General features: G+C 44.0%; 17 protein-coding genes. 5 read left to right on the top strand and 12 right to left on the bottom strand.

Annotated elements, in window-relative coordinates; all coding sequences use genetic code 11:
* Positions 1 to 66 precede the first annotated feature (66 nt).
* Entirely contained in the window at positions 67 to 888 is an 822-nt protein-coding gene (locus ACO06Y_RS23995; protein ID WP_422081616.1) for a LytR/AlgR family response regulator transcription factor, read from the bottom strand.
* A gap of 414 nt (positions 889 to 1,302) precedes the next feature.
* On the opposite strand from ACO06Y_RS23995, the gene ACO06Y_RS23990 reads away from it, so the two are divergent.
* The 4 genes from ACO06Y_RS23990 (at position 1,303) to ACO06Y_RS23975 (ending at position 6,585) form a co-directional block, all read left to right on the top strand.
* Positions 1,303 to 1,899, top strand: a complete 597-nt coding sequence (locus ACO06Y_RS23990) for a TetR/AcrR family transcriptional regulator (RefSeq protein WP_422081615.1) — start codon at positions 1,303 to 1,305, stop codon at positions 1,897 to 1,899.
* Positions 1,900 to 2,085: 186 nt separating this feature from the next.
* Entirely contained in the window at positions 2,086 to 4,470 is a 2,385-nt protein-coding gene (locus ACO06Y_RS23985) for an efflux RND transporter permease subunit (protein ID WP_422081614.1), read from the top strand.
* 29 nt (positions 4,471 to 4,499) lie between these two features.
* Positions 4,500 to 5,273: an outer membrane lipoprotein-sorting protein gene (locus tag ACO06Y_RS23980; RefSeq protein ID WP_422081613.1), complete on the top strand. Its 774-nt coding sequence runs from the start codon at positions 4,500 to 4,502 to the stop codon at positions 5,271 to 5,273.
* Between the two features lie 106 nt (positions 5,274 to 5,379).
* Entirely contained in the window at positions 5,380 to 6,585 is a 1,206-nt protein-coding gene (locus tag ACO06Y_RS23975; protein ID WP_422081612.1) for a hypothetical protein, read from the top strand.
* A gap of 13 nt (positions 6,586 to 6,598) precedes the next feature.
* On the opposite strand, the gene ACO06Y_RS23970 is transcribed toward ACO06Y_RS23975, so the two are convergent.
* Entirely contained in the window at positions 6,599 to 6,994 is a 396-nt protein-coding gene (locus ACO06Y_RS23970) for an ACT domain-containing protein (RefSeq protein ID WP_422081611.1), read from the bottom strand.
* Positions 6,995 to 7,147: 153 nt separating this feature from the next.
* Here ACO06Y_RS23970 and ctlX point away from each other — a divergent pair, with 153 nt between their 5' ends.
* Entirely contained in the window at positions 7,148 to 8,080 is a 933-nt protein-coding gene (gene ctlX, locus ACO06Y_RS23965) for a citrulline utilization hydrolase CtlX (RefSeq protein ID WP_422081610.1), read from the top strand.
* A 114-nt stretch (positions 8,081 to 8,194) separates the two neighbouring features.
* On the opposite strand, the gene ACO06Y_RS23960 is transcribed toward ctlX, so the two are convergent.
* From ACO06Y_RS23960 to ACO06Y_RS23915, 10 genes are all read right to left on the bottom strand, one after another.
* Positions 8,195 to 8,716, bottom strand: a complete 522-nt coding sequence (locus ACO06Y_RS23960; protein ID WP_422081609.1) for a dihydrofolate reductase family protein — start codon at positions 8,714 to 8,716, stop codon at positions 8,195 to 8,197.
* Between the two features lie 212 nt (positions 8,717 to 8,928).
* Positions 8,929 to 10,176: a sensor histidine kinase gene (locus ACO06Y_RS23955; RefSeq protein WP_422081608.1), complete on the bottom strand. Its 1,248-nt coding sequence runs from the start codon at positions 10,174 to 10,176 to the stop codon at positions 8,929 to 8,931.
* On the bottom strand, positions 10,173 to 10,853 hold the full coding sequence (locus ACO06Y_RS23950; protein ID WP_422081607.1) for a response regulator transcription factor: 681 nt from the start codon (positions 10,851 to 10,853) through the stop codon (positions 10,173 to 10,175). Before ACO06Y_RS23950 ends, ACO06Y_RS23955 begins: the two co-directional genes overlap by 4 nt.
* Before the next feature lie 126 nt (positions 10,854 to 10,979).
* Positions 10,980 to 11,438 (bottom strand): hypothetical protein, encoded by a 459-nt coding sequence (locus ACO06Y_RS23945; RefSeq protein WP_422081606.1) that lies wholly within the window; start codon positions 11,436 to 11,438, stop codon positions 10,980 to 10,982.
* 40 nt (positions 11,439 to 11,478) lie between these two features.
* Entirely contained in the window at positions 11,479 to 13,326 is a 1,848-nt protein-coding gene (locus ACO06Y_RS23940) for a V-type ATP synthase subunit I (RefSeq protein WP_422081605.1), read from the bottom strand.
* The gene (locus ACO06Y_RS23935; protein WP_422081604.1) at positions 13,323 to 13,934 is read right to left on the bottom strand and encodes a V-type ATP synthase subunit D; all 612 of its coding nucleotides are present in this window, start codon (positions 13,932 to 13,934) and stop codon (positions 13,323 to 13,325) included. The genes ACO06Y_RS23940 and ACO06Y_RS23935 overlap by 4 nt, the downstream gene beginning before the upstream one ends.
* 2 nt (positions 13,935 to 13,936) lie before the next feature.
* Positions 13,937 to 14,506 (bottom strand): hypothetical protein, encoded by a 570-nt coding sequence (locus tag ACO06Y_RS23930; protein ID WP_422081603.1) that lies wholly within the window; start codon positions 14,504 to 14,506, stop codon positions 13,937 to 13,939.
* Positions 14,503 to 15,102: a hypothetical protein gene (locus ACO06Y_RS23925; protein ID WP_422081602.1), complete on the bottom strand. Its 600-nt coding sequence runs from the start codon at positions 15,100 to 15,102 to the stop codon at positions 14,503 to 14,505. Before ACO06Y_RS23925 ends, ACO06Y_RS23930 begins: the two co-directional genes overlap by 4 nt.
* A complete protein-coding gene (locus tag ACO06Y_RS23920; protein ID WP_422081601.1) occupies positions 15,095 to 16,426 on the bottom strand; it encodes a V-type ATP synthase subunit B in 1,332 nt (443 codons plus the stop codon). The genes ACO06Y_RS23925 and ACO06Y_RS23920 overlap by 8 nt, the downstream gene beginning before the upstream one ends.
* Complete coding sequence (locus tag ACO06Y_RS23915) at positions 16,407 to 18,155, bottom strand: V-type ATP synthase subunit A (protein ID WP_422081600.1); 1,749 nt, start codon at positions 18,153 to 18,155, stop codon at positions 16,407 to 16,409. The genes ACO06Y_RS23920 and ACO06Y_RS23915 overlap by 20 nt, the downstream gene beginning before the upstream one ends.
* Between the last annotated feature and the right edge of the window lie 5 nt (positions 18,156 to 18,160).

Genomic DNA, 18,160 nt, shown 5'->3' with positions numbered 1-18,160 from the left:
AACACTTTTTAAGCAAAAAGGATGAACCGTGTTATTTTTAGGGATGGAACGTAGAACGGTAATGATTTAAAAACGGGGAGCTGCAATAGTAAACCACTGTTTAAACTCCGGGGCGGTTGTTCTACTCACGATTGAGGTCTTCATTGATGTTCCGGAATCAAACTCTACCAACAACTTGCCATTTATTTCTTTGCGATATCCTTTAATTTGCTCTCGATGTACGATATATTTTCGATTCAACCGAAAGAAGACCTCCGCTGGTAACACCGGTAAAATCTTGTTTAGGGAATCATCCAAAACAAATTGCTCCCCGATTTTGGTCCTTAGGAAAGTGGTCCTATCCTCAACATAGAACACCGCTATTTGGTCAAAAGAAATATGTCTTGTACTATTTCCCAGGGCTACCGAAAAACCTTTTGAGCGTAATTTTTTATCCTTTTCGCGTAAAGATTGGGCGAGTAACCACTGATCATACAAGTAGAACCCAACATAAATACCGTTAATGACCAATATCCAAATAAAGAAGATAAACAAGTTATAGGTATAAAATCCAGTAGGTAAGGGCCCATCTCCAAAAAGAGCATTTATGCTTTCAGTGGCCAAAATGATAAAACCTTGGGCCACTAGATTTGTAATCAACAATTGTAATAATAATCGTTTGATCAGGGCCTTTTCGTAAGGCATTGCCTTGTCCATCCAAAGAATGGTACGTTTTATCAACCCCCAGGCAATGTAGCCAGTTATCGTATCTATGGAGTAAGTTGCATAGGTATACCAATCCCATCGGATCGTTGCATAGGTAAGATGATAATTAATGGTATTGATAATAGGAATCAATACCAAAAACAATAGAACATCATTATATCTACCAAGATATTTTGAAAACACTCCGGTCAATTTAATCTGTACAATTCCCCGATGGCTTTGCCTCGGGGTTCCCGACCATACCTCCCCTTGGGGAGGTAGGAATTGCCTTTTCGCAATTCCGGGAGGGGCAAAATATAAAATTTCGATTCCTGATGTGAGTCAGGATGAAATCGGTGGAATACCCCTGCGGCTTGCTTCGGGAATACCTGCCCGTCCGGTCAAGGCGGGGTCGATTTCAAGAAATTTTTTATTTCTAAAGATAGCGACCTATTTTTTTTGTTACAAAGCAGGAATAACGATAAACTCAATGATTGGTTTACAGGCGGATAATGAGCACGAACAGTATGGCCATTTCGGAGCATATAGAAAACTTTAACACCCGATTTTTTGGTTTACTAGACGAGTGGTCATATTTTTGTCGCGAGATTGAGAGTAATGCGGAAGACATTAAAACATGAAACCAAGGCCGACTATCTCTTGGAAAAAGGGATGGAGTTGCTGTGGTCCAAAGGGTATAACGCCACAAGTGTAAATGACATTGTAATGGCGGCCGATGTTCCAAAGGGCTCATTCTATTTTTACTTTGATAGTAAGGAAGACTTTGCTATCAAGGCCATTGACATGTATTATCAGACCCAATTTGCCCCTGCTGAGAAAGTACTAATGGACAAAACGGTTTCGCCGAAGCAACGTCTTCTGAATTTTCACGAATTCCGATGCAATGTGCTGAAGAATGAAATGGAATGCAAAATGGGATGTATGGCCTGCAACCTGGGTAATGAAATGGCCGAACATAACGAAAATATTAGAAAAGCCATCCTTATACGCGAAACTGCTGTTAAGGCTCAGATTACGGCTGTGGTGGAGGAAGCCCAGAAATTGGGAGAAATTGATCCCAATTTGAACGCGGCGGATATAGTGGCTTTTTTTGAGGACGCGGGCAAGGGGGCAATGACAACGATGAAGGAGATGAAAAGTGCTTATCCAGTGGACAATTACATGAATATGGTACGGACTATTTTGTTCCGATAATTTTTTTTGGCAATCAAATAGACGACTGGTCAATTATAAAATAATTTAGTTGAGATAAATTTTCACCTAAAATTGTCCAGATAAACAAAATTGGATCGTCTTAGGACTATAACGTAGAAAAGCAATTTTTTTGAAACCATTTGCACTTTTTAATAAGTGACTGGTCAACTAGTAAACCTTAAAACTATGAATACACTTAAAAGAGCGGGAAACTCCGTAAACACTTTTGCCAAAAAATGGGCAGAGATTGTCATCAGGTTCAAATGGCCTGTACTGCTGCTTACCTTGCTGTTGGCCTTTGGACTGGCCTCCCAGGGAAAAATGGAATTTGACGGGGACTATCATGTCTTCTTCAGCGAATCGAATCCGGAGTTGGAGGCTTTCGACGCCCTTCAGGAAAAATACACCAAAGACGACAATATTGTAATTGTCCTGGCTCCTGACAATGGCAATGTTTTTACCAGGAAAAACCTTGTCGCCATTGAAGAATTAACGGCAAGCGCTTGGAATACTCCTTATTCTTCCAGAGTAGATGCCGTGACCAATTTTCAGCATACCAGCGCGGTTGGTGATGATTTGTATGTGGATGATCTCTCCTATGAATCTGCTAACAAAACGGATACGGAGATTTTGGAAATCAGGGAAAAGGCCTTAAAGGAACCGTTGCTTTTGCATCGAATCATTAATGAAGAGGGGAGCGTTACCGCGATTAATGTTACGGTACGGTTGCCCGGTGTGGACAGCGCCGCCGAGATTCCCGAGGTAACGGTGGCCACCCGAAAAATGGTAGAGGATTTTAAGGCGAAACATCCCCAGTTCAAAATGTACACCACGGGTCTGGTTCCACTGAACACGGCTTTTTTTGAAGCATCACAAAGCGATTTGGCGCTTATTGGCATTATGTTACTTATTGTTGTTATTGTTACCTTTTTATTGACCCGGAACTTTTTTGCCACTTTTTCCACACTTGTAGTGGTTCTGTTCTCCATTTTAAGCGCTGTAGGCTTCGTTGGTCTTACCGGTATAAAACTAACCCCGCCCTCGGCCGTATTTCCAACAATGATACTTACCCTGGCGGTGGCCGATAGTATCCATATCCTCATTACCATGTTGCAAAAGGTCCGTAAGGACGGGCTGGGTAAAAAGGAGGCCCTTATAGAAAGTATGCGTCTCAATTTTATGCCCGTGTTCATTACAAGCCTCACTACGGTAATCGGGTTTTTGACCATGAATTTTGGTGACGTACCTCCTTTCTGGCACTTAGGGAATATTACGGCATTCGGAATGACCATGGCATTTCTGTATTCCACTACCACCCTACCGGCACTTATGGCCATCTTTCCGCTCTGGAAGAAAAAAGGTGCGGTAAGGAAAGAGGAAAAAACGGGGATGTATACCAAATTAGGCCTTTTGGTGACCCGACAACCGGTTCGTATAACGGCAATTTCCCTGGCCGTTATCGCCGGCCTTACCTATTTGGCGACCCTAAATGTGTTTAACGACGAATTTGTGGAATACTTCGATGATTCGGTACAGTTTAGAAGGGACAGTGATTTTATAAACGATAATCTGACCGGTTTTTACAATGTGGAATTTTCCGTGGGAAGTGGCGAAAGCGGTGGAATCAACAATCCAGGGTATCTCCAAAACCTGAACGCGTTCGAGGATTGGCTGAACGAGCAACCGGAAGTCGTACACGTAAATGCCTTCAGTGAAGTGGCCCGAAGGGTAAATCGCTCTATGCACGGGGATGACCAGTCCTATTATCGCGTACCGGATAATAGGGAAGAGGCGGCACAATTTCTTCTGTTGTATGAGCTTTCATTGCCTTTTGGTTTGGACTTGAACAATCAGATTAATGTGGATAAGTCGGAAACACGGGTAACCGCAACCTTAAAGAATATTTCAAGTGCCGAAATGATAGCCTTTTCAGGTCGGGCGGAGGAGTGGTTAAGAAACCATACGGATGAACCTATGCACTCTATCGGGGTAAGCCCTACCATGATGTTCTCCAAATTAGGGTTTAGACAGGCAGAAAGCATGTTCAATGGTAACATTATTGCCTTGATTCTAATTTCCCTGGTGCTGATGCTTGCCTTGCGAAACTTTAAACTAGGCCTGTTAAGCATCATTCCAAATGTTACTCCCGTTCTGGTAGGTTTTGGAATCTGGGCGATTTACAAAGGACAGATCAATACGGGGATGGTCATCGTCTTTGGAATGACCCTAGGCATTATCGTAGACGATACCGTTCATTTTATGAGCAAGTTCCTGCGGGCACGAAGGGAATTGGGATATGATGCCAAACAAGCTGTGGTCTATGCTTTTGAGACGGTGGGTCGTGCCCTGGTGACTACGACCGTAGTATTGTTATCGGGTTTTGCGGTACTATCTACGTCATCGTTTGCCCTGAACAGCTACATGGCCCGGATAACCGTAATCATTATCACGGCAGCCCTGATCATAGATTTTCTTTTGCTTCCGGCACTATTGATTCTGTTAAGCAGAAAAGAAGAAGTAGTTGATACAATGCCGAATCAATTGAAACCAGAATTAAAACTGAACAATTAATATTCACTCTAAACATAAATCATACAAAAATGAAAAAATCGATTTTGACCGTCGCGGCATTTTCCGCAATAAGTTGGGCCATTGCCCAAACACCTGAGGAAAGAGGATTGGAAATAGCAAAAGCTGCCGAACTCGCCGATCAAGGATTTGGAAGTTCTTTGGTAGAACTTAAAATGATCCTGAAAAACAAAAATGGACAGACCAGTGAAAGGACAATGACTACCAGGACTCTGGAGTTGATAGAAGATGGAGACAAGTCGCTTATCGCATTCGATAGCCCCAAGGACGTTAAAGGAACCGCTACCTTGACCTATACCCATAAAGTAGGTTCCGATGATCAGTGGTTGTATTTGCCTTCCATTAAAAGGGTAAAGCGGATTTCATCGAATAACAAATCCGGCCCTTTTGTAGGAAGTGAATTTGCCTACGAGGACCTTTCGTCCCAGGAAGTGGAAAAGTACACCTATAAATTTTTGGAAGCAAAAGGCAATTTGCTGTTGGTGGAACAGGATCCGGTAGACCCTAAATCAGGGTATACACGCCGTATAGTTACCTATAACAAGGATAAAGGGTATCGTATTGAAAAGGTAGAGTTTTACGATAGAAAAAATGCCCTGTTAAAAACCTTGACCTATAGTGACTATAAACTGTACAAGGACAAGTTTTGGCGTGCCGCCACCTTTAATATGGTAAATCATCAAAGCAACAAGGAAACCCTATTGAAATTTAGCGAATACGATTTTGGGGTCTCCTTTTCCGGCGATGATTTTTCCCAAGTGGCCTTACAAAGGGCAGGAAGATAAATTTAGACAAGGCAGGCCGAAATAATGTTGGTCGAGGCGGTTTTCGCTCCTCGGGAATGACAAATGGCATGATGATTTTCGGCCTGGCCTTCTACATGAGTAGCCAATGAATAACAAGAAGGTACTGGGCATTCTTTGCCTTATAGGATTTGCATATGGGTTTGCCCAAAACGATGATTCCGGAAAAGTGGAGCATGACCTTGAATTGGAAATAGAAACGGAGTATCGCTATTTCTTGGACTCCGGACAGTTTCAGGGACAGAAGCAGCATTATCCTTCCTTGGCCTTCCGACCTGGGTATTCGGCCTCCTGGAACAAAGGTTATGAAAGTATCAATGCCCAAGGTTTCCTTAGATTGGATAGGGATGATGAGCGTACCCATTGGGACATCCGTGAGCTTTACTACCAAAAGGCAAAAGGGAATTGGGAATTGAGTGTGGGGTTGAAAAAAGTGTACTGGGGGGTTATAGAGAGCAATCATCTGGTGGACGTCATCAATCAGACCGATGCAGTTGAAACCTTTGATGGAGAGGAAAAATTGGGACAGCCCATGGTACAGTTCAGTTGGATCACGAACTCTTGGGGAACATTCGATTTCTTTTATCTGCCTTATCATCGTAAGCGTACTTTTGCAGGTGAGGCGGGTAGACTGCGTTTTGGGACGGTCATAAATCAGGACGATTTGGGCTACGAGAGTGGGGCGGAGGAGTGGCGGCAGGATTTTGCGCTACGGTGGAAACACTATTTCGGGATTTTTGACATTGCGCTTTCGCATTTTTACGGCAACGGTAGGGAACCGCTTTTTTTGTTCGAGCCTTCGGGTGCCATCAATTCCTTTTATCCCGTAATCCATCAGACCGGATTGGAGCTTCAGGCTACACATGACGCTTTTCTTTGGAAATTGGAATCCATTTACAGACATGCCGAAGCCCAGGATTTTTTCGCACTGGCAGCGGGACTGGAATATACGTTCAGTAACATAGATGGGAATGGTCTGGACATTGGCTTATTAGGGGAATATCTATATGATGAAAGGGATGAATTGGCCCTCACCGCCCTTCAGAACGATGTGTTCTTTGGTAGCCGAATCGCGTTCAACGACAATGCGGATACCTCTATTTTACTGGGTGGTATCACCGATTTGGAGTCGAGCAGTAAAATTTTTAGTCTAGAGGCGTCACGACGTTTTGGAAGTACGTGGACGGTAGAAGCGGAGGCCCGTATTTTTAGTACTATTGATGAAAGTGAGTTGATCCTATCGAATTTTCGGGACGATAGCTTCCTACGGATAGCCATCTCCAAATATTTTTAAAGATTTTAATGAATTAATCCATGGACAAGGCCTTCAAAATATCGACGGCCTTGTTTCCTTCCGCATGGGGAACAAAAAGATGATCGTGGTAGTACCCTGCAATCACGTTGCAACTAATGTTTTGCTCGGCCAGGGCCGTAGCTACTTTAGCGGTAAGCCCTTTGGCCTCTAAAGCGGAGTGTACGTCAAGGGTAATCCAGGCAGCCACAAACCCATATGGAAGTCCATACGCGTCGGCCTTAGAACGCTCCAGAATAATCGTAATACCTTCCTGCTCTTTGAATTCGCATAAAACATCGGCTCTATCCATGCCATCGGTCGTACTTACCGTCGAAAACACATACTCCCCAGGGTTAAGTCTGGGATCCATTTCACTGATCAATTTTTTTAAACTAGTTTCTCCGGACATAGCATTGATTTACTAATGAAAAAAGTCTTGAATCCTTGTTGGCAAAGGTTGTTTTTTTTATTTAAATAGGATGAAAGACCCTGAGAAAAGTCATAATTTAGCCTCTTGGATTTAAGTGATTTTAATCTAGCTTCAGAATCCCTTTAAACTATAATGAAACAGGTAACAGACACTATCTTGATGATTCGGCCGGTCGCTTTTCGTATGAACGAACAAACAGCGGTGAACAACTATTTTATGGAAGATTTGGAAGTTAACGACCAGACCATCAATTCTCGGGCGCAACAGGAATTTGACAATTTTGTGACTACTCTGCGTAATAAAGGCGTGAATGTCATTGTAGTTGATGACAAAAAGGAAACCGATACCCCGGACTCCGTTTTCCCCAATAACTGGGTGTCCTTTCATGCCAATGGCACTGTTACTATTTATCCCATGTTCGCCGAAAACCGGAGAAGGGAGCGTCGTGAGGATATTTTTGATGTTCTTGAGGAAAACGGATTTAGAATCGACACTATTCTGGACTATACCTCGGCAGAGGAGAAGGGGCTTTTCTTGGAAGGTACGGGAAGTATCCTAAAGGATCGGGTTCACCAAAAGGCCTATTGTGCCTTGTCCGAGCGCGCAGACGAGGAATTGTTCATAGAATTCTGTGAAGATTTTGATTGTTTTCCGGTCATTTTTACGGCCAACCAGACGGTAAACGGGGAACGCCTCCCCATTTACCACACCAATGTAATGATGGCCATGGCAGAAGATTTTGCGGTAATCTGTTTGGACGCTATTGATGATAAGGCGGAACGCAAGGATGTAAAAGCGCATTTAAAAAGGGACGGTAAGGAGATTATCCCCATCACCGAGGAACAAATGCACCATTTTGCAGGTAATATGTTGCAAGTAATTGGCGCAAACGACCAACGTTTTATGGTAATGAGCTCTGCTGCCTTTAAAAGCTTAAGACCCGATCAGATCCAGGCGATCAAAGCCCATTGCGATATCATTCACAGTCCTCTGGATACCATTGAAACGTGCGGAGGCGGAAGTGCGCGCTGTATGATGGCGGAGGTGTTTTTACCGAAGGCTTAGTCTTGTCGGTTGTTTTAATCTTAGCGCTCTTTTAGGAAGAAAACTGGATTCGGGGATAACCATTCGTATTCCTTTTGAGCAGGGTAATTCTGTTAAGCAACGGCTACCTGGGTATTATTCCTTTTCTACAGTATAGTACAATTGAACCAATCCGGTAGAAAATGTTTTCGTATCCGTTAGTATAAGCTTTTTTCTTCCTTTAATAGCGTTGAACAAAGGTTTTCCCTTTCCCAATAGTAAGGGATGTACAGAAATCATCAGTTCGTCCACAAGGTTTAGATTTAGCATCGATGTAGTCAGGTCCGCGCCCCCAAAAAGCCAAATATCCTTGCCAGGAGTGTTGAGTAGATCCCGTACTCCATTTTCAATATTCCCACTTATAATTCTTGAATGGGCATCTATATTTTTTAGTGTTTTGGAAAATACCACTTTCTTCTTATCCGAAAACGCGTTGGGCATTCCCTGGATTACTTGCTCATAACTTTTTCGTCCAAAAAAAATAGTGTCAATGCGATTCAAAAAAGCCGTCATTGAATAATCCTGATCTGTAAAACACCAATCGATTTCGCCATTTTCCCCTTCAATAAAGGAATCGAGGCTTGTACATAAATTCAAAATTATTTTTCTTTTGCTCATTTGATTTTTATAAAACGCAATATAGTTAGTTCTAAATCGACTATTTATTAGCCAACCTATCCCATGGAAACTATCAACGGACGGTAAAGTTAGTTTATCAGGGCGAATGATTTTATTTTGATACCTAATTTATTGCGCAATGAATTTAATAGGACGGGAATGATAGGGTACTTTTAATAATACCATTCCAACGGTTGCCGACAAGACATGGTCTATTGAAAAAACAAAGAAAACGTGTGTATTTGCCCTTGGCGATCGTAATCCAAACGAAACCCGTAAAGCTCACATATTCTTTGATTTATGGCCAAACCCAGACCCAAGGATTCCTTTGACGAGTTTCCCTTTTGAAAACGATTGAACAATTGAGCGGTTTCTATCAGCGATTCATCCCCGGTGTTGATGATCTCAAATTTCTCCTCGTTCAGAAGCATTTCTATAGAGCCTCCTTCATGATTGTGTTGTACGGCATTTTTGATCAGGTTAGTGAAGAGGATGTCCGCTAAAACAAGATCACATTTAATTTTAACAGGATTCAAATTGGTTTTTACTTTTAGTTTTTTAAACGAGATCATTTCTATCATGTTGTTCATGATGTTCTCTATGAGGAGGCGAACATCAACACTGTCCAACCGCTTAAATTCCTGATTCTCTATCCTGGAAATCAAGGTCAGGGACTTCTCAATTTTTGATAGTTTATTGGTTTCCTGATAAACGGCCTGTACCCATTGCAGTTCTTTTGAATCAAGGTTTTGGCTTTCCAAGAGCAATACCATTTTGTTACGGATAATGGCCAAAGGGGTCTGTATCTCGTGCGAAATGTTCTGGTTGAATTCCTTTAGATTCTGAAAATCTTTTTTCACTTGATCCATGAGGGACGTAACCACCCTGTTGAGCTCTTCAAATTCCTGGATATTTGAGGGTTTTAGATGGATAGGATTTTTTTGGGTAACATCATAGTCTTTAAGTTTTGAAAGGTTTTTAAAAAATGGATTCCAGGCCCAATGGTATATTTTCTGATTGATGAAAAACAATCCCGTTACCAAAACCAATAGGATCAATGTTGTGGTCGCAAAAAGCAATAGGATCAGTTCATTGATTTCCAGAAGCACATGTTTCAAGGAAACCCGAACCTTTTGCCCATTCACTTGTGCCGCAAACTCATAGGTGCGATAAGGAATATGCTTGTCGGCATAGGCCTCGTAGAACAAGGTATCCTTAAACTTGGAGGGAGGTCCGAAGTCCCCGCTAACAGGTGTAGTCTCGAATAAATAGTTGGAAGCGGGAAATGTCCCTTCCTTGGCGAGGTGAAAGTTGATCCGTTCACTTTCATGAAGTAATATTTCCTCAACTTCGCTATTAACAATGTATTGGATGAGGTAATAATCTACCGTAACCATGATCGGGAAAAGGAAAGCCAGAAATATAAGGTAGTATGTATTGGTCTTCCTAACTAAGTTCATTCGCGGTCGGTGAATTTATATCCTACACTATAAATGGACTGAATATAGTCCTTCCCTCCCGATTCGGCAATTTTTTTCCTCAAATTGGCCAAATGCGTATAGATGAAATTAAAGGAATCGGCCATTTCAATATGGTCGCCCCAAAGGTGTTCCGCTATCGCCTCCTTGGTCAAAAGTCTATGCCGGTTCACCACAAAAAAGTGGATGATGTCAAATTCCTTTTTGGTAAGGTTCAAAAGGCGGTTGTTTACAAAGACTTCATGGCTGTCCGGCTTGATCTTGATTTCGTTAAAAAAGATTTCCCTACTTCCATTATAAACTTTCCTTCGGTACAATGCCTTGATCCGGGCGTTTAGCTCGGCCAGATAAAAGGGTTTGGTCAAATAATCGTCCGCGCCTATTTCCAATCCGTGTATTCTATCACCGACCGCGTTCCTGGCGGAAATAATGATGATGCCCGCATCAATATTTTCTTTCTTCACCTCCTTGATGATATCAAGCCCATTGCCATCAGGTAACCCAATATCGACCACCAAAATGTCATACGGGAAATAACCTACCTTGCTATACGCCGATTTGTAGGTATGGGCAATTTCACAAATGTTCCCCTCCACTTCCAAAAAGTTTTTGATGTCCTTCAGAAGTTCAATATTGTCCTCGATAACCAATATCTTCATAGTGGAAGGCTTTGGGTGAATATATCCTAAGGCATAAATCTAATGGGTATGGACTAGATAAAACATGACATTTTACCACATGGGTACTAAAAAAAATCTAAAAGTTAAAATATGTATCGGCTTGGATTAGGTAGTAGGCAACCCGGTCATGGTAAAGATCATGACGAAAAGTGCTACCGTTTCCACAATACCGATAATCATGATGTATTTTGCCGTATCATTGGCACCCGACGCAATGGCATCACAGGCCCGTGCCCCTGTCTTTCCTTGAAATATGGCCGAGCCGGCCATGGCTGCCCCTGCAACCAGCCCAATAATGATTTGCCAGAGGTAAGAGTCAGGTGCCAGGTCGGCATCGGCGATGGCATTTTTGAGGATCATACCATAGATAACCTGGGAAAGTGGGGCACCTACAAAAATGAGTAGGGCAGTAGCTGCTTTTTGTCCACTGGTTATCATTTTCTTCCAAGCCCCAATAGCTGCCATACCTGCGATTCCGGTTCCTATTGCAGACCCTATCGCGGCAATGCTCAAGGACATTCCCATATCGCCCAATCCTGTTACCGTCGTTGTTAAAATTGCCATATCTACCATGATTTTATAGTTTAATAATTTTATAATTCTTTTATGTTGTTGGGGCCGGTTCCATCTTTTCCGGTTCCACTACGCTTTTTTGGGAAACCAGTGTAAACGGTTTATAGGCTTCGCCGGAGAACTGTACACCAAGATGCCCTGCAAACTCCAACATATTCAGGCGTATCCCATGTACCATAACCGCCATTAGGGCCAGGGCAATGTTGAGTCCATGTCCCAAAAGCAATGCAATGGCCGCCATCAATAAATCCAAAAGCCCCATATCGGTAATCCCTTCGGGCAACACCATATTGTTGAAACTCGCCGCAACGGCTGCCGTTGCCATACCTACGGCAAAAAGTCGTACGTAGGAAACAATGTCAGAGAATCCACTAATTAAGCTTAACGGCAAATTGGCCAATGAAACCAGCATGCTTTTCAAAAAGTTCTTGCTTTCGACCGAGAAAAGAGCAACCAAGGCCGCTCCCGCTATAAATAACCAAGGGCCCCATATGGGCATAGTCTTGCCCAGTACCAATTGCTCGGTCAAGAAGAACAACCCCCAAACCAAAAAGACCCAACCTATTTCACTAAGGGCCCGTATGGAATTGATGAACTGGGCAACGCGAATTCCATGGGCCACGGTAAGGTGAATGGCCCCTATCAGGAACGAGAGATGCATCATAAAGGAAACATTATCGAACCCAAAGCTGGCAATTTCCTCAACGATCAAGTTCTTGAAAAAAGGAAGGGCCGCTATCTGTTCGGCACCAAAATAGGTGCCACTAAGTACTCCCCAAACTATGGTCGTACCACTGAGAACATAAATCAAGATCTGCATCTGGGGCGTTAGTTTTTTGCGAAGGAATAAGGTAACCAATAGAAAGATCAATCCGTATCCTGCATCACCAACAAGCATAGCAAAAAATAGGGCAAAGGCTACCAAAAAATAAATGGAGACGTCCACTTCCTTGTATCCGGGTACGATATCTATGAATTTCATTACCGGGTTGATAATACTGATCCACTTGGGATTTTTGATATAGACCGGTACCTCTTCCGGCTTTTCGGGCTCGGTGATGTGGTAGCCCCAATGGTTCTCTTCCGCTTTTGCGACGAAATCATCTACGGAATCGCGAGGTATATATCCTTTAAGGTATTTTAGCTTTCCATCAATGTCACCTATACCTCCCAAGGTCTGTTGCATACCTAATCGGTCTTTCAACAATATGCGGTATTCCTCAAGCCAATGCAGATGTTCGGTTTGATCATCCAAGAAGTGTTCTACTTCGGTCAATTGCCGTTCTTTCCTTTTAATCTGTCGTTGTATGGTATCAAAGGATAATTTCGGGGGGACTACCTCTTTTTGATTTAATTTTTCATGTTCGTTTTGCGTGACCAATGCCACCGGTATCTTACCGTTCCGTTCTGGGAAGGTCACAACGGTATGGTCTTCCTTAACTTTGGGTAACATTGATTTGCCCAAAAGATAGAGCCGAATGTAAATCCCTTTTTTCCTCAGGATTTCAAAGTCCTTTACGTTTACTTTTTCGCCCCAGGTTTTGTACCAATCCAACTGTAGGTAGAGCTCATCAAGTCGGTCTTTACATCTTCGCCTAATTTCTTCTGTCATCAATACGCGCTCTACAAGCTGTTTGGGATCCTTGGCCGGATATTTCACTCGAGTGATGGTATCCTTTTTCTTTTTTGAATGTTCCTTAAGGGAGGAAATTGCATTTTCCGTCTTATTGAGCGAAGCCAATCGCCTTTCAGCAATTCCATTGGGCGATCGGTCGATCTCCTTGATGTCCATCACTCCAAGATTCCCGAGTACACGAATGGTTTCGTCCACAGAACGTGCGGTGGTAAAGAGCAGTATTTCCTTCATCTTAACGATCATGCCATGGCCTTTTTTTCCTGTTTCTTCTTTTTTACCAGTTTGGCGCACCCTATGGCCAGTCGCTCCACATCGCCCAGATAGATTTCAATTTTTCGAATATTCTCCTGGGTTTCCGGTATAAACACTTCCTTTAATGCATTTTTCATCCGGCGGGCCTCGGCAAGTTCTTCCTTCAGCAATTCCAAATTTCGTTCTTCGATTTCCACCAAGGTCCTGTTGGTCTTTTGCTCCTGTATCGCCTCTAGGGCGGCATCGATCCAAAGAGGGGTATTGAAAAGATCTACCTCCACTTCCTTAAACGCGATATCCTTAAAGGTTTCTATGGTTACTCCTGCGATTTCCCGTTTTTCGGTAACAACTTCATTGACTTTTACCAATTCGGACAGGTCAATGGTCTCCTCGGCCATCACGGCCACCCATTTTTTGGTTTCCGCATCGGTGGCCTCAATGGCCCGTTTCAGCCGAATAATATTATTTTCCGTAGTCTGTACTACCTCCTTCAACTGCTGTTCCTTCATCTCAAAGACAGGTAAGGCCGTGTTGTATTCCCTCAGCTCTATTTTTAAGGCGGCCAGGGTGTTTTTGTTCATTAAGATCTTATCGGCCATGTTCAGTCCTTCTTTGTGATGTCTAAAAAATTGTCGAAACCTTTTTTTTGATCAAAACCCCACCATCGCAATAAGAGCAGCAGCCTCAGCTTATAGATAATTAGGGCCCCAAAATCGGTATAATGTCCAATGGAAAGCCCGTCAAGTTTCTCCCATTGCATTTTCAAAATTTGAATCTCTTCTTCCAGTGGAGTACCCGGTGTAAAGGGGAGCGGTTGCTTTTTGGCCATGGTGGTCTCCACCCTTTTTTTTCGGGAGATGCGAAGTTGTTCGATATTCCTTTTAAGCCTATGGACATAAGCGGAAAAAGCCGATAGAACCTTGTTATTACTGCGTTGGAAAATTTCCATATGGATATCCTCCAATGTAATTTGTTGTAACGTACGGGATTCCCTTGAGGTTAAATACTTACCGGCCTCTTCGTCCAAAATAGCGATGATGCTTTTTTCCTCCCCTGAAGGCCCTGCATATTTTCTTAGGATGGAAAACATCCTAAGGCGTTCCTCATCGGAGTCTTGAAAATACAGATGCGGGAAGCTGCTCATTACATATTCCAGGTTTCCGGTGATCATGCTTCCGATTCGTTTTTAAGGATTTGAACCCATTTTGGACTAAGGTGAACGTTCAAAAGTTCGGCGACTTCCTCGGACGAAATATGGTAACTCCATCCTTGATCCGTTTTGGTTATGGAGAACCCATTGAGAATAGTGGCATCCTTGCTGATAGAAGCTAGTGTGTCCGATGTCTGCAAACTTTTCTGGATTCGGTCTACCAGCTTTGCCTCGGCATTCTCCGGAAGCTTTAGGGTAACTCCACTACCTACGTTTTCGATGACTTTTAGGACGGCTTCCTCCAAAAGATCCGGGGTAAGGGCAGTTTCTATTTCCCTTTCCAGTACAGCCCCAAGAAGTTTCAACAAATCGTTGCGTACGGAAACGGTTAGGTCTCTTGCCGCCTGCTTAAGGGCACCTTCCCCTTTGCTGAGCGTAGCTTGGGCCTCTTTTTTCGCATCTTCCAGAAGTTCTTCCTTTTCGGCTTCCGCATCCTTTATGATTTTTTGGGCCTGTGCGCGTGCCTTCTCCACGATATCCATCGCTTCGTTGTCCGCTGCCTCGATAGCTTCCGATTTTAGGGTGGCAATCAGTTTATCCAAGGTTTTCTCACTCATGGGTCATCTCTTTTAATATTTTGAACTTCCCTTTTTCCGGCCAATATGCCTCGATCAGCTTGGAGGATAGCCCTACCTCTTCCTTTTTGAAGTGTTGGGCAAGGGTATCCCAACATAGGTCTAGGGCATCTTCCAGTTCCAAGTAGCGGAAGGGATCCATCAATTCGGTTTGGAAGGTCTTTCGGTAATCCAACAGCCGCAACGAATAGTCATCCTTCACCGAACCGAATTTTTGGGCCTTTACCCGTTCCTCGGCTTCTGAAAGCAACCGCGCCATAGCATTCATGATACTTCTATGGTCCGGACGGGTCCGGTCGTTTACTTGTTGCTTCAAACGGCTTAATGATCCGAACAGTTCCAGATATCCGTCCTTCATATAAAATTGTCCTTCGGTAATATATCCGGTGTTGTCCGGTACGGGATGGGTAACATCGTCCATTGTGGTTACCCCGAGGATGGTCAAACTTCCAGCACCCTCAATATCAGCGGCTTTTTCGTAACGACTGGCCAATTGGGAATACAGGTCGCCCGGGTAACCTTGATTGGCCGGAATCTGATCTTGGGCGTTGGCCACTTGCCGCAAATAATCGGACCATTGGGTCATATCCGATAGAAGTACAAAAACATTTTTACCCTGTAACGCAAATTGCTCGGCTACGGCCAGTGCCAAATCGGGTACCATAAGGCCTTCGACTATGGAATCCCTATGCGTATGTACAAACATGATGGTCTTGTTCTTACTTCCGGCCTCTTCAATACGCTGTCTGAAGTAATGGAACTCATCATATTTGAGTCCCACCCCACCGATAATGATTACATCCGCATCGGTCTGGGTAGCGATATTGGCCAATAGGCGGTTGTAGGGCTCGCCTGCCTTGGCAAAAATGGGTATCTTTTGGGAACGTACCAAGGTGTTGAATACGTCGATCATGGGCACCCCTGTACGGATCATATCCTTGGGGATGAGCCTTTTTACCGGATTAATGGAAGGTCCCGCCACCCGAACCATATCGGACAGCAGTTCAGGGCCTCCATCTATGGGTTGGCCATTGCCCGAATAGACCCGTCCCAACATATCATCTGAAAATCCTACTTGGACCGGTTTTCCCAGGAAACGGATTTTACAATCGGTGGAAACCCCGAATCCGCCTCCGAACAGTTGAAGGGTCACCTGATCGCCATCCAATGCAATGACCTGTGCAAATGCCTTTTGTCCGTTAGGATAGATTACCTCTGCCAACTCCTTATTGTGTACACCCTTGGCCTTAATACCCAGAATGGCACGGCCAATACTGTCTATATTCTCATACGTTTTCTGCAACATGTTCCCTTTGTTTGACCAAATTCACTAGTTTCATTTTTTGTTTTTCGAAGCCCTCCTCATCAGGTTTCATATAGTTCCAGTCAAGAAAAGCCTGTCGGATGAAATTAAAATGCGACCGTATCCCTTCCTTACCTTTAATACCTACCGTTGCGTCTATGATTTCCTTTACCATATCGAACATGGCCCTCAACCGATCGGGAGTGGTTACCCCATCCACCTCATGAAAACTGTTCTGTTGCAGGAAGACCGCATCGAGTAATTCGGCCTTTTGGTAACGGATGTAGGCTTCGTCCGTGATACCCTTCTCGCCCATCAGGATAATATTGGAAGCTATGGTCTTGCCATCCCGTAACAGCTCCAATAAAAAGTTCACCTCTTCCTGATTCAGCAACGAGGGATATTTGGAATTACTATCAATACGGTCTATTGCGGGATATTTCCGTGCATCGGACAATGCCCGGGACAACCCCCAAAAAGCCCCTGTACTCAACAGGGTGGCCTGCGTTACCGGTTCATCAAAGTTCCCGCCCGCAGGGGAAACTGTTCCAATAATGCTTAATGATCCGGTTTTTCCATCGGGTAGCAATTCAATTCCCGCGCGATCATAGAAAGCGGAGATCAATGTGGAAATATACATGGGGAAGGCTTCGGGGCCTGGAATTTCCTCTTTTCGTCCCGAGGTTTCACGGAGCGCTTGTGCCCATCGGGAAGTAGAATCGGCCAGGATAAGCACATTGAGCCCTTGTTTGCGGTAGTATTCCCCTACGGTAGTGGCCATGTAGACAGATGCTTCCCTGGCGGCCACGGGCATGGATGAGGTATTCCCCACAATATAGGTACGGTCCATCAAGGACTTTCCCGTTCGTGGATCGATCAGTTCAGGGAAGTCCTTAAAGACCTCCACAGCTTCCCCGGCGCGTTCGCCGCAAGCTGCGATGATAACCACATCGGCCTGTGAATGCCGGGCCAAACTGTGTTGCAATACCGTCTTGCCCGCTCCAAAAGGTCCTGGATTGCATGCCGTACCGCCATAGGCAATGGGAAAAAGGGCATCTAGAATCCGGATTCCAGTGGGCATCGGATCTACGGGAACGGAACGCTCATTGAAGGGCATGGGTTTTTTTACGGGCCACTCGAATACCATTTTTAGTTCCATGCTTTTGCCCATGGCGTCCTTTATAACGGCTATGGGCTCATCTACGGTATACTCTCCTTCAGGAGCTATTTGCTCGATCGTGTGATCCCCCTGTATGGAAAAGGGGACAAAAATCTTGTGTTCGAACAGTTTTTCAGGAACGGAACCCAGTACGGTACCGCCCGTTACCAAATCCCCTTTTTGCACCGAAGGGGTAAAGTGCCATTTAACCGTGATATCCAAGGGCTCTACTACGAGCCCCCGCTCCAAAAACCATTCTTTCTTGGCCAATTCGTACAAGGGATTTTGAAGACCATCCGTTACGGAACCTAAAATGCCGGGACCCAATTTTACAGCCAAGGGAAGACCGGAAAATTCCACAAGGTCGCCTACTTTCATCCAGCCGGTATCTTCAAAGACCTGTAGATATACCATATCATTGGGTTTCACATCAATGACCTCCGATTTGAGCCGTTTACCGTCCTCAATGATAATATAGGCCACCTCACCGTTCATGACGGATCCCTCCGTAGTTTGGGCCGCGACAAGGGACTCGTTGACGCTGACTACTTTTCCTTTTGCTTTTTGCATCATGTATG

Origin of the sequence: Ulvibacterium sp., assembly GCF_965228935.1 — a bacterium.
In the GTDB taxonomy this organism is placed as follows: domain Bacteria; phylum Bacteroidota; class Bacteroidia; order Flavobacteriales; family Flavobacteriaceae; genus Ulvibacterium.
The sequence above is the reverse complement of the archived record's forward strand: the minus strand, read 5'-3'. Positions and strand labels throughout refer to the sequence as shown.